The organism is Paenibacillus sp. FSL P2-0121 (genome assembly GCF_037975345.1).
Classification (GTDB): domain Bacteria; phylum Bacillota; class Bacilli; order Paenibacillales; family Paenibacillaceae; genus Paenibacillus_AQ; species Paenibacillus_AQ odorifer.
The window spans coordinates 2737622-2749890 of the sequence record NZ_CP150245.1 but is presented as its reverse complement, the minus strand read 5'-3'; the positions used below and the strand labels follow the sequence as shown (position 1 = coordinate 2749890).

18 protein-coding genes are annotated in these 12269 nt (G+C 40.6%); 2 read left to right on the top strand and 16 right to left on the bottom strand.

Annotation, left to right across the window (positions count from 1 at the left end; all coding sequences use genetic code 11):
* Positions 1-51: 51 nt before the first annotated feature.
* From MKY54_RS11970 to lepB, 3 genes are all read right to left on the bottom strand, one after another.
* Positions 52-912 carry an alpha/beta hydrolase gene (locus tag MKY54_RS11970; protein ID WP_076193857.1) on the bottom strand — a complete coding sequence of 287 codons (861 nt, stop codon included), beginning with the start codon at positions 910-912 and terminating at the stop codon, positions 52-54.
* 263 nt (positions 913-1175) lie between these two features.
* A complete protein-coding gene (locus tag MKY54_RS11965; protein WP_076130334.1) occupies positions 1176-2213 on the bottom strand; it encodes an HD domain-containing phosphohydrolase in 1038 nt (345 codons plus the stop codon).
* 184 nt (positions 2214-2397) lie between these two features.
* Complete coding sequence (gene lepB / locus MKY54_RS11960; protein WP_076130335.1) at positions 2398-2895, bottom strand: signal peptidase I; 498 nt, start codon at positions 2893-2895, stop codon at positions 2398-2400.
* A gap of 156 nt (positions 2896-3051) precedes the next feature.
* Between lepB and MKY54_RS11955 the strand changes: the two genes are divergently transcribed.
* Positions 3052-4029 (top strand): alpha/beta hydrolase, encoded by a 978-nt coding sequence (locus MKY54_RS11955; RefSeq protein WP_076187003.1) that lies wholly within the window; start codon positions 3052-3054, stop codon positions 4027-4029.
* Positions 4030-4113: 84 nt separating this feature from the next.
* Here MKY54_RS11955 and MKY54_RS11950 read toward each other — a convergent pair whose 3' ends face one another.
* Entirely contained in the window at positions 4114-4515 is a 402-nt protein-coding gene (locus MKY54_RS11950; RefSeq protein WP_076130337.1) for a DUF4265 domain-containing protein, read from the bottom strand.
* Between the two features lie 369 nt (positions 4516-4884).
* Positions 4885-5742 (bottom strand): SDR family oxidoreductase, encoded by an 858-nt coding sequence (locus MKY54_RS11945; protein WP_076130339.1) that lies wholly within the window; start codon positions 5740-5742, stop codon positions 4885-4887.
* Between the two features lie 204 nt (positions 5743-5946).
* On the opposite strand from MKY54_RS11945, the gene MKY54_RS11940 reads away from it, so the two are divergent.
* Positions 5947-6756 (top strand): hypothetical protein, encoded by an 810-nt coding sequence (locus MKY54_RS11940; RefSeq protein ID WP_143762462.1) that lies wholly within the window; start codon positions 5947-5949, stop codon positions 6754-6756.
* A 24-nt stretch (positions 6757-6780) separates the two neighbouring features.
* Here the strand turns inward: MKY54_RS11940 and MKY54_RS11935 are convergent, their stop codons facing one another.
* The 11 genes from MKY54_RS11935 to MKY54_RS11885 all read right to left on the bottom strand — a co-directional run bounded on the left by MKY54_RS11935 (position 6781) and on the right by MKY54_RS11885 (position 12240).
* Positions 6781-7572 carry a lipid II flippase Amj family protein gene (locus MKY54_RS11935; RefSeq protein ID WP_036689792.1) on the bottom strand — a complete coding sequence of 264 codons (792 nt, stop codon included), beginning with the start codon at positions 7570-7572 and terminating at the stop codon, positions 6781-6783.
* A 24-nt stretch (positions 7573-7596) separates the two neighbouring features.
* Positions 7597-7992, bottom strand: a complete 396-nt coding sequence (locus tag MKY54_RS11930) for a DUF2809 domain-containing protein (RefSeq protein WP_248548018.1) — start codon at positions 7990-7992, stop codon at positions 7597-7599.
* Positions 7993-8016: 24 nt separating this feature from the next.
* Positions 8017-8442 carry a hypothetical protein gene (locus MKY54_RS11925; RefSeq protein WP_076130341.1) on the bottom strand — a complete coding sequence of 142 codons (426 nt, stop codon included), beginning with the start codon at positions 8440-8442 and terminating at the stop codon, positions 8017-8019.
* Complete coding sequence (locus MKY54_RS11920; protein WP_076193848.1) at positions 8439-9026, bottom strand: histidine phosphatase family protein; 588 nt, start codon at positions 9024-9026, stop codon at positions 8439-8441. Before MKY54_RS11920 ends, MKY54_RS11925 begins: the two co-directional genes overlap by 4 nt.
* Positions 9027-9042: 16 nt before the next feature.
* Positions 9043-9516, bottom strand: coding sequence for an NUDIX domain-containing protein (locus MKY54_RS11915; RefSeq protein ID WP_076130372.1), 474 nt, complete (start codon positions 9514-9516; stop codon positions 9043-9045).
* Between the two features lie 30 nt (positions 9517-9546).
* Positions 9547-9996, bottom strand: a complete 450-nt coding sequence (locus MKY54_RS11910) for a hypothetical protein (protein ID WP_339190574.1) — start codon at positions 9994-9996, stop codon at positions 9547-9549.
* 168 nt (positions 9997-10164) lie between these two features.
* Positions 10165-10311: a hypothetical protein gene (locus MKY54_RS11905; RefSeq protein ID WP_155288116.1), complete on the bottom strand. Its 147-nt coding sequence runs from the start codon at positions 10309-10311 to the stop codon at positions 10165-10167.
* A 49-nt stretch (positions 10312-10360) separates the two neighbouring features.
* The gene (locus MKY54_RS11900; RefSeq protein WP_339190572.1) at positions 10361-10837 is read right to left on the bottom strand and encodes a DUF523 domain-containing protein; all 477 of its coding nucleotides are present in this window, start codon (positions 10835-10837) and stop codon (positions 10361-10363) included.
* A gap of 146 nt (positions 10838-10983) precedes the next feature.
* Positions 10984-11550, bottom strand: a complete 567-nt coding sequence (locus MKY54_RS11895) for a putative ABC transporter permease (protein ID WP_036689784.1) — start codon at positions 11548-11550, stop codon at positions 10984-10986.
* A 164-nt stretch (positions 11551-11714) separates the two neighbouring features.
* The gene (locus tag MKY54_RS11890; protein WP_038570027.1) at positions 11715-11894 is read right to left on the bottom strand and encodes a hypothetical protein; all 180 of its coding nucleotides are present in this window, start codon (positions 11892-11894) and stop codon (positions 11715-11717) included.
* A 166-nt stretch (positions 11895-12060) separates the two neighbouring features.
* On the bottom strand, positions 12061-12240 hold the full coding sequence (locus tag MKY54_RS11885; RefSeq protein ID WP_036689781.1) for a hypothetical protein: 180 nt from the start codon (positions 12238-12240) through the stop codon (positions 12061-12063).
* Between the last annotated feature and the right edge of the window lie 29 nt (positions 12241-12269).

The window sequence follows — 12269 nt, the reverse complement described above, 5'->3', positions numbered from 1 at the left end:
AATCGGCAAGACCGAATTGTAGCCCTTCTTTATTTTACTCTTTAAGCCCTGTTAAGCTTTACCGCCTAAAGTATGATTCGAAATGGCTTTGATTATTGTTTCCCAATCATCCGGGTGGACTTCGTGGCCCGTTCCTTCCAGGGTTAGAAGCGACGCATTAGGAATTTCCGCCGCAAGCGCCAAACCATGCTCTATAGGAAGCACCGTGTCTTCTGTGCCGTGGATAACCAAGGTAGGAACCATGATATTTTTTGCCTTGCCCTCGTAGCCGTCATCCCCTGTAAGAAGAGAATGATTAAACATGCTAAGCAAGTTGTTGGCACGTTTTATTTCCAGCCTTACTTGTTTATACGCTCTTTTCTCATCGAATTTATGTTTTGAACCACAGAGTATGCCGGAACCTGAAACCAAATAATTGGCTACCTCTTCCTCATTAGACCAATCCAGTGTTGCTCCATTTGCATGGAATGCGAGGATCCGCTCATCCATAGGAGGCAAGTTCCGATCATTATCGTCAGATTCGAAAAAACTTGATGCGATCAAGGTTAAGGTTAGAACTTTTTGCGGATGACGTGTAGCAAGGACTTGCGCAATCATTCCGCCTAAGGACATTCCAACGATATTTGCCTGTTCTATATTATAGGCGTCTAGTAACCCAGCAGCATCATTTGCCATGTCCATCACGGTATAATTGGAACTCCCAGGCTCATAAACAACGGAACGTCCGACATCCCGGTTATCATAACGAATAACGTAACGTCCGGTATCTGCTAATCGCTGACAGAACTCTTCATCCCAATAAACCATAGAACAGGTGGCACCCATAATCAGCAATATCGCAGGATTGCTAGGATTTCCAAAACTTTCCGAACATATATCAATTCCGTTTACTTTTACTATTTTTTCGCTCATTGTTCATTCCTCATTTCATTCGAATTTTATCAATGAATGCACAGTTAAATAAGACTCAATACATTTTCAAAAAAATGGATGATGTCATCATTGAATTGCACCTCAAATTAACGTAAACGAATGAATTTGATAATCACGATAAGCACTCTCCTATTCCATATTGAAGGGTTTTTAACCCAATTTCGATTATAACACAAAAAAGCTATCCCCTGATTTTACGGATCAGGGAGATAGCCTCCTATTTATCGCCACAAAAATATTCGTTAAATAAATACTTCTTCAACAGTCAAATTACGCTCTTTAGATAAGTCTCTAAACGTAGTCTCATTTATTTTTACCAGAGGTTTGAAAATATCCAACGGATTATTCATAATAATCGTACCTTGCTCACCATTGCTAAGCTGAACGCTCTTACCCACAAAATTCGGCAATAAATGTCCGATCAGAGCTTGTACCGCATTTCCATTCAGCTTGCCAAATCCAAGCTCATGTACCTTGCGCAGAACGTTAATCAGGCCTTGTTTTGGTTGATTCGCTCTTCCTAAGGTCATGCCTACATAAGTATTTGCGACAGCAACAATCTGCGTATACGGATGCAAGTCCTGTTTACGGAGATTGTTAGGATAACCTGTACCATCCTCGAATTCATGATGCTGAAGCGCCACTAGTGCGGTCTTTTCGTCATTCATCGATTTAAGGATAATATCGTATCCATACGTAGTATGACGTTTTAGTTCTTCTGATTCTTCGGGAGTTAAGTTATCCGTCTTATTTAAGATATGTGGAGCAATCTGGCTTTTTCCGATATCGTGCAAATAACCGGCTCTACTAATCTCAAATCTTTCGGCTTTTGTATGACCTAACCAAGTCGCTATGTAAAACGATAACAGTCCGACCTGCAATGAATGATTGTATGTACTGATATCATCACGTTCCAGCAGCAATAATAAAGAAACGACATCCTTTTGTTCATCCAATTTTTCCAGCAATGGCTGCAGCGTATTATCAACATCCGACTGCGTAAAGCTACCCTTGCTGAGTGCTTCCAGAAATATAGATTCATAGTTTTGGATGGCTTGATCAAAATTACCATCTATCCCTTGTGCCACATTCATTTCTTCATTATCCAGCACCATCATGCGTGGTTCAATATCGACATAATCAATTTGATGCCTCATCAGGATGGTGATTTCTTCTCCGTAGACCACTGTCCCCTTCGGAAGCACGTGTAGGCCAACACTATTGAATGTATCTGTGATTAGACAATCGCCATGTTTGAGATCTGTGACATGAGCTTTCAAAATTCAGCACCCCTTACTATATGTAGGTATATTTTACCTTAAGGATAGCTAAATTCTTCCAAAGTAACAATATGGTTAAAGACTCATTAAACCACTCGGTTAGTTCAAAAGACCCCCGCGACTTCAGCACCCCTAAATCTATTTTTAGAGATTAAGCCTTACATTTATCCGTCTTACACACTACCTAAAAGGGATTGCTAAATTCAGCGATTACTTTCCCAATCAACTTATCCTTCGACACAAATGGAGTATCCCACAAATGAGCATCATAGCTTATATTCCGGTTATCTCCGAGAAAAAAATAATGATCGGCGGGTACCGTAACCGGTCCAAAAGTGTAATCCATCTGTTCATTGAGGTAAGGTTCGTTAACCTTCGCTCCATTTCGGTAAAGTGCGCCGTCTTTAATTTCCAAGGTATCTCCAGGCAGCCCCATTAGCCTTTTTACATATCTTTTATTCTCATCACCAGCTACAGGTGGCGTAAATACAACAATATCTCCATGCTCCAGTGTGGTCATCCATAACATTTTCTCAACAATTAAGCGATCATTGATTTGAATCGTTGGGATCATAGAGCCCGTTGGAACTCTCATGGCTTCAGCAACATAGGTTCTAACAAACAAAGAAATAACCACTGCGATCACAATACTCGGCAACCATTGCTTCATAAATTTCAACATTATTGCTCACCTCACATTCATTTTATAGAGTCAAACTTTTTTTAGCTGGTTCATATTCAGTTCATATTGTCGTCATGTATAGTTCATCTTCATCGGGTAAGCTTTCTTTAGCAACTCATTAAGATAGCTAGAATAAAGCGATTAGAACAGGAGAAGATGCGATTGAAACCAGAAGAAGAGGTTATTAAAAAAAGGATGAATAAACCGCTGAAAATTATACTTATTTCCTTAGGGGCTTTAGCTACTGCAATAGTACTTTTTCTAGTGACTGTTTTTGTCGCTAATATTTTCCTCAATAAATCGGACCAAGCTAAAATAAAACCCTATGGTCAGTCTGTAAGCGTCGATGGTAAAAATATGAACGTTTTGATTCAAGGAAAGGGTGAAGAGACAGTCGTGCTCTTACCTGGTTATGGAACGGTGGCACCGGGACTTGATTTTAAGCTGTTAATAGATGAACTATCTCCATTTTACAAAGTTGTCGTGATTGAGCCTTTCGGTTATGGATTAAGTGATAGAACTGAAAAAGAGCGAACCACAGAAAACATTGTGAGTGAAATTCATGAAGCTGTAAAGCAGCTTAATATTGACCGTTATATTCTAATGGCACACTCTATTTCCGGTATGTACAGTTTGAATTATGTGAACAAATATCCAAACGAAGTGAGTGCATTTGTCGGGATTGATAATAGTATTGCAACGGAAGACAGAATAGGTGTTAAAATACCAACAGGAAAATTAAAACTACTTAGAGAATCAGGCTTGGGCAGATTGTTATTTAAATCAAGTGGAAATCCCTATGCTGAATTGCCGTTTGATGATGAAACTAAAGAACAATTGAGATTGCTTACGCTTAGAAACACTTATAATTACACTAACTTAAATGAAGTGGAACATATGTCTTCTAATTATAAAGGGGCTCTAAATTCAACTTTTCCAAAGGATCTCCCCCTTTTGCTCTTTGTTCAAGGGGATGATACTCTCTTAAAAGATTGGATATCATTGCATGAAGAGCAAGTCAAAAATTCCGTACAAGGAAAATTGGTAAAACTTGATGCAGGACATTATCTGCACCATACCAAATCAAAAGAAATCGCCGAAAATTTTAAGACATTTATGGAAGAAATAAAATAAAAAGCGTTTCTTCTATTCTCCATGCTGCGGTCATCATGTGCAAGTTTCCTTGCATTTCATGACGCAGCATTTTTTTCTTAGTATTTAAATCTCGAACCGCTCAATAATTCGATTCATTTCCCCATCAACATCAATTGAAGTATTCTTAGGAATATGAATGACGAACAAACCGCCAAAGATCAACTCACATTTGCCTTCATTCTCTATAATTCTATGTTTAAAAGCTGCAATGGCCGTTGAATCAACAGCTTCTTTACTAAGCAGCCAAGCGTATCTTTTGAAAGGAGATTTTTGAACAGTCTCTTGGTAATAATAGACTCCATTTTCTTCCTTCACCTGTATAATATCTCCCATTGTAACAGCCGGATTAAAAATCGGTGTCTCTTCAATTCGAAATTTATCTTTGCCAAATGGAGTAACATCGAGGATTTCTATTTCACGGCCATCTGCGTTGAAGCAGATATGGATTCCGGACGATTCTAGCATCGGCACACCTCTATCCTTGTTCAATATCTAATCTTGTTCATTCTAAATAACACAAAACAAAGTAAATACATTAGGCTCGTAATCCCGAACAACCTAAAGATTCCCGGTGTTAATAACATATATAAACTGTAGGGAAAACTCCAGATAAATGCAAGCAGCATTAGCCGACTTCTGTTTAAAAAGACACCTATTGCTAATAACCCCGCCGGTAATAACAACATAATTATACTAATCACAAGAGTGGAGCGATTCGTAATCTCAGCATAAGGATTGATGAATATAAAAATTAGCCATAAAAAAACGGTCATCAAACTGGACACATAACCTATTAGTTTAATGATTGTTAAATTTATGGATGACTCCATCCTATCACCTCAATTCTTTCGCAATAATTCTCTCCAGCCACTTCCATGGAAGCAGCGTTTTGCCTAAGATTAAGATTCGCGTACCTTTGCCGATAGGATAACGTAGCCGTGGTGCCTTCATTTCGGTAATACGACCGATAAGATTAGCTACTTGACTAGGGTCAGGCGCTGTCTCAGCAGTATGTTTGGAATATCGTAGCACAGCGTCAAGACGCGCTTTATACGGAGAATCCTCCTTACGTCGAATTTGCTCCATGCCTTTTCCCCATATCGGTGTTCGGAAGGAGCCCGGTTCAATTAATACCACCCTTATTCCATAAGGGGACATTTCATGACGCAGGCTTTCGCTGAAGCCTTCAACAGCAAATTTAGAAGCTGCATAAGGCGCATAACCTGGAAATCCGGATAATCCACTTACACTTCCCACATTAATAATCGTGCCACTCTGCTGTTCTCGCATAATGGGCAGCACAGCTGTTGTCACAGCCACTAATCCAAAAAAGTTCGTCTCCATTTGCCGCCGCCATTCCTCCATAGATATTTCTTCTATGAAACCGCCAATGGCAAAACCTGCATTATTGACTAGAACATCAATTCTTCCAAATGTTTCGTGTACTGAAGATATTGCTGTCTCTATAGAATCGCTGTCAGTTACATCCATGGTCATTAAATGAAGCTGCTTTAAAATTCCTGCCTGCTCTGCCTGCTGCACCAGCTCGCCTTTACGGCTTAAATCACGCATGGTTGCTATCACCTTAAACCCCTGTCCAGCTAATTTGAGCGCTGTCAGCAGTCCAAATCCACTGGAGGTTCCGGTAATCAGAGCCACTCGATCGTGCCCATACTCTAGATGTGAACTCATATTTACTCCCCTTTGTATTTCACAATTATAAAAACAAGCAAACAAATGTTCTATTGTTCATTGACTATCCATTAATTTCAAGTTATAGTAAGAGCATCTTTTATATTTCTGTGCGGGAGAAGCACCTCGCAAGACAGGCGTCAATGCCTATCTTGGAGGTGCTTTTTTGCGTATATTAACTAATTCATTAAGGAGCTGAGAGGAATGTTTAAGCCAAAAAACACCGTCAGATGTAGAACGAACATTTTCAGAATTAGGGATTTAAAATGGGTGGCTCAATTAGTGCTGGTAGCAGCTTTCTTAACCTGTAACCTCACACTTGTGTCTGCTGCTACTGGCTGGGATTCCGCGCTGGATGACATTAACAGTCTTCATGGTAATTATACCGCGCTTCAAGCCACCCTCAAGACAGATAACTCAAAAATTCAGAAGTTACGCAAACAGAATAATGACGCTCTGAAATCTATTCGTACCGTCATACAGTCAACAGATCAAGCACTGTTAAGCCGCTTATCTTCAGAAGCTAGCTCAGTTCAGAAGAAACATGCCCCCCTTCTGGAACAATACAGCACACTCAGTAAACAGTCTACCGCAGCCAAGAAAGCTAAAGACTTGAAAACAGTCACATTGCTGGACCTGAAGCGTAATAAACTAAAGGCTGCTGTAACCCTCGCCCGAGCCGAAATTAAGACAAAGACAACCGCTTTGGCAGCCGCTCGCAAGCAAACCGCTGCTAAGCTTAAACCCGTCAAAGATGCGTTGGCACCCATCACTGCTTTAAAGAAACAAATAACTGCCGAAAGTAAGAATCTCACTGCCACGCAGAAAGTACGCGCGGAAGCTGACAAACAATATAAAGCAGCTGTTAAGCAAGGAGATGCAGTTAGAGCCGCTACAGAATTGAAATCATCCTATGAGCAAATGAAACGAATTCATTCCATGCAGCAGAATATTTACAGCTGGGAACAGAAGATTTCGCTAGCACTACGAGCAGCAGAATCTAAACTTCCCTAATGATTATGATTCGCCCCCACCGGCTCAAATCAGCTTCACTAACATACTAATTAATTGGGCTGCAGGCACAATTAGGAGCTGAGCAAATATAGTGCCTACAAATCGTGAACCCATCAATACCACATATATTTTTCCTAGCTGATCACGGTATTCTACATTTTCAGTAGCCTTATGGGTAATAAGACCAAGCTGTGGGTCGATAAATATGGTCAGCAGAATAGTCGCCATACCGTTAATCAGTCCGGAAGCTTGAGAAGCAGTCGTGCTATATTGAGGCATTAGATGAGCAGCGTACAAAGATGATATGACACCTACGGTGTAAAAGGCTGTAACAAAAACATTCATCACAATAAAACGTTTAGGAATCCCCAGGTATCTGAAGTTATATAAGTTCACTTTTGGTTTTCTTATGTATTTTCTTGTGTTCTTAAGTTGCCCGATCGTCACACTGGTAAGCAGTTTTGGGATAGAACCTTCGATTTCAAGCTTAGAGATGATTCTCCCAAACAAGCCTACAAAGGTAGGGAACACAGCAATGGCAATTAAAGTCCCTAATGAAGAAGCCAATAATATAATTCTCAAGTAATTAAGAAGTGGAAAATCTGAATGTATTTTGGCATAATCTACGAATTTAGCCGTCAGTGGAGCTTGGATCATATTTGCAGTTCTTGAGACGAGAACAATAATGCCTGTGAGAGATAACGCAATGGCTATCTTGTTCAGCTTCACTCCGGCGTATCGTACCGAATACGATAAGGTTTCTGCCGTGTGAATAATCATCGTAAGCAAGCATACCACAATCAAACTATTTACCATTTAAAGGTTCCTCTCCAATAAACACTATTTATTATTTCGGTGCACCTTTTGGTGAAAGTATTGATCCAATCCATAACAAAGGGCAATGCCCACTAAATATCTAACAAGGTCGATCCACAGGAATCCTTTTCCGAGAATTAGACCACCCAATACTGTAGAACGGATGCTGTTGATCCATTCCGCTTGATACAGCTGGCTAAATTCTATACCGAAGCTAAACACCAAACTCCATACAAAGGCGAGCCTTAGCTTTTGATTTACCAGTAGGACCCGAAACATAAAATAAACCATGCTGCCCCAAAGCGCATCTCCGAAATGTCTAGATACAAACAAAGGCAGCTGATCCGTGAATACTCTAGAGCTTAACCCCAATACAATAACAACGAGGCAGATACAAGTATAAAAAAGTCTTTCTTTCAAATCATTGATCCTCATTTCCAACCTCTATCCAGCTTCTGACTTAAAATTGATGCTTGCGATAATACTAATCATTGCGATATAAAACGGATAAATAATCATGGCTCCTATTATGATCAGTCCTGTTACCGGTGCAGGTTTATCTGCAGGTTCTGTGATTGGGAACCAGGTTGCGAATAAACTAATGAATAGAATCAAATAGGGAAACCATAGGATCGTAGTGAAATACATGGATTTTTTTCCGCTCAAATATTTTTTTGTAAGCCAAATAAATACTATAGAAGATAATAAAAATAAAACAAGCTTGAAGATAAACAGCAAGGTATCTACTTTTCCCAGCTCCAAGCCGGAAATTCTGCTGATTCGATAAATATTCAATGGCAGCTCTATTACAACAAACAACATAAAGGCATAAAGTACGCTTAGTGCATTCAGCTTTATAAAATATTTCATCTGTTCAGCACTTCGGAGTCCCACAGCCGCTCCACATGGGTAAGCTCCAATTCTTCAAATTCCAGCTTATAAATATCCGGCTTGGACGTCTGTTCAAAGAACTCATATCCATACTTCTTATCGAAGTAGTTCAGGATAATGGTCATGATATTCCCATGCGTACCTAATGCGATTTTGCCGCCTTTATGCTGTTGAATTAATTGCTTGATGACAGGAATTGCACGCTCTTGTGCTCCCTGGGTACTCTCTCCATCCGGCATTTTATATTGCTTGTCGCTGAACGATGTCCGAATGCCCCGCAGAAAATCATCTTCACTGATTTCAATCTCGACACTTCCGATTGCTCGTTCTCTGAGTTCTTCATACAGTTCAATCTCTTGGTTCGAAGCTTCTGCCAAATATTTAATTGTCTCTACGGCTCGTCTATATGGGCTGGATACAAAATATGTAATTTCCTCCTCCGTCAAAAGCTCTTTGATTCTATAAGCGTCTGCGTGTCCTTTTTCGGATAATCCCCGTTCCCGCTCATTCCCTAATACAAAAGGTGACACTGCATGTCTAACCATATAAATGTATGTCTTCATGAGGCACTCCTCTCAGTCACTCAAATATCGTTGCAGTCTTCTCTCGGTCTTTTATAAAAATCTCTCTAGGATAAAGAATTGCAATCTCTGGCAGCTCGTTCTCTTTGAAAAATTTAAATTCTTCGATCTCCCCATCTATAGCTCTAAGCGTTCCTCTGATAATAGAGCACTCAAATACAATAACCGTATATTCTACCTGATCGCCATTACTATATTCGTATCTATATTTCGCTCCACCAAAAACACCTAAAATCGACGTAGGATGAACCATCAACCCTGTCTCTTCATATACCTCTCTGCGTAAGGTTCTTCCGGGACGCTCCCCTGGCTCAATCGCTCCCGCAGGCAATCCCCACAAAGATTCTCCTGGTTTGCGGATGAACAGAATCTCATCCTCTTTATTTCTTACTACTGCAGCTACGGAAGGCATCATTAATAATTCTGAGCCCACTTTCCCACGAATCCCTTGATAGTACTCAGACATCGGCATATTGATCATCCATCCTCTCCGTAAATGGGTTTATAATCTTTCTTTTAAAAAGCTGACCACGTTTATTTTCTCAACGTCTGGCTGAACATTACATTGAGATAACTCGACATTAAACTGCTCACCTGTCTCTATTAGTTCAATCGCTTGGCATACATATTCGATCTTCCCAGGACTACTACTCCATGCATCTCTTGTATCATCCTTTACCCAATGAAGCTCTTTACCATTAGAATAGAAATCATGAATTAACCGTCCACTATCCGTGGTTGGCTCAATCAACATCAGGTTATCTCCTTTACCTTCACTAAACCTTTGAACGGTTTCTTTCATCCTGTTTAAATCTTTTTGATCAAAATGTATTAAAATATCATCATGTTTAGACTCATCTGAGCCTGTCTCACCTAGATCGGCCGCCAATACGCCTACAAGCACAGCAATCATAAATAACTGCACAATGATTATCCATGTTCTAAATTTCATAGTTCCCCCTAAATTCTTTCCTTGGACTTCCCAAAAACCCACTATATGTATATTAGACATCACTATGAAGGAATCCTTTAGATTTCACAATATGCATAGCCGTGGACAAAAAAAGCTTCCGAACTCAAAAAATGCTGAGCTCCGGAAGCAGTTACAATGAGGTGAGTCTTAGTGTTTACCTTTTGTGCCAGCAAGCTGTACGATCATAATGACAAGAACGAGCAAAGCAATGAGCTGATCAATACTCATCTGCGTCCGCCTCCTATCCCAAATGAAGGATGGCTCATCGGACGGCATTTCCTCTCCCAAGGACACTGCTTCGTTCCCCTTATACACACTATGTATCCTACAGCCTATTTATTACTTAAAGAATGCCCTGCCCGTCCGTACGTGCGAGTTCCTGCTCGACTTCATCCAGCTGATCTTCGCCAAATACTTTAAACCCATTTTTCCTCAACAGCTCCGTAGTGGTGCCCTCTCCCGGTGCTTTCGTATCTTTAAAGGTTCCATCATAAATATACAGGCTTCCGCATGAAGGACTGTCTTGTTTTAAAATAGCTAATGCAACCTGATGTTCCCTAGCCAGCTTTAGTGTGGCTTGAGCCCCCTTCATAAATGGCTCCGTAACATTAACGCCTGCCCCCGTCACTACCCGATCTCCTTGCCGCTGTGCGTCAGGACGAGGGGTTGGCAAACCTCCCACTACCTCTGGACAAATATGGACAAAACGCCCTTCCTCATACCACTTTAGGAATCGGGCATCGAGACACGGAACATCGCCATTATCATAACGTACTTTATGCCCTAACAGACATGCGCTCACTAGAATCTTCCCTGTCATCGTTATCGCCACCAGTCCGTCTAGTATTTAATATATTGCTATATTATTTATGACTAGAAACGGATATGCAATATCGAAATGCCTGTCCACGAAATGTTTGTGCTTGATACACAAAAGAAGACTCGTAGTACACATATAGAAAACCATTACTTCTGATATTGAGGGGTTTTCTCCATCCGATACCGGCTCCAGCAGGTCCATAATAAATCCGCCATAAAGTAGAACCCCACGATCGGAAGCACGAATTTCCAAATAGGCTGAACACCCGAATATAAAAGCTCCATAAGCGGCTGAATTACATACACACTAGCTACTGAAAGCCCCCACCAATATAGAGAAAAACGCAGGCAAATATGCCCTTGCAGTTGATAAGACATTCCTGAGTAATCCCACCATTGCTTATGGAATACCGTTTTTAACAGCCAACCGCTTATAAATTCCACAGCAGAAGGAATGATTAGCGCAAGAAATAGGAAAAGCGGAAGTGGCAGCGTCAAATCTCTAGCAATCAATAGCAATAGTGGAGCAAAGCCGTACATCGGCTTAAATGGACCTTTTAGAAATCCTTCTTTGCGAAAGCTTCCATTACTGTATAGATTATAGGTCCCTTCCAATACCCAACCTAAAAAGGAATAGACCATAAAATAAAAAAAGTATTGGCCCACCACAGTAACTGCTATATCTCCACTTAACGAAAATATAGGAATAATCATGACCTAATCTCGCCTCCCGTTGTCATTATTTTCTTAGTTGTCCATCCGGCCCTATTATGTCTTGATCGTTCTGGAAATATGCGCACAAAAAAAGACATAACCCAAAAGGTTATGCCTCCATTCCAGAATTCCAGGAGTAAAAGTCTCCCACTTGTTACCTCTAATTATTTATGCTCTTCTTCATGAGGTGTCGTCAGCAACTGATCGTCGTTTTGTTTCTTCAGTGCATCCATCTTAAGCTCACTGCGTACGCCAAAGTTTGAACCGTACTTTTTCTCAAAGTTTCCTGCGAGAGCCTCACCACGTTTTTGCCGGTAACGGCTGTTCTCATTCCGACTACGCATTCCATTTCCTCCCTGTTGGCAAAGATCTGTGAAATTTGCGAAAAGCTAAGACGAACTTGGAGAAAACACTCTGATGAGGTTGTACTTTTATTTATTATACAATACTTACTATAATCATCAACAAAAACAGACTGTCCCCTAAAGGACAGCCTGTCTTCCGAATCATTTACTCCAAATTATCGGGAAGCGGATCTGGGTGTGAGGATTCAGCAGGTTTGGCTACCCACTCATCTGCCTCTGGCTCGATGTCTACACCGTTCTCCATCTTCTTAATTTCAGCTAATGAATCGCCTTCTTTATTTTCCTTGTTGCGGATTTCCGCTTCATCTTGTGTGTGATCGGACATGTGAAATCCTCCTCAGGTGCTTTGCTTTT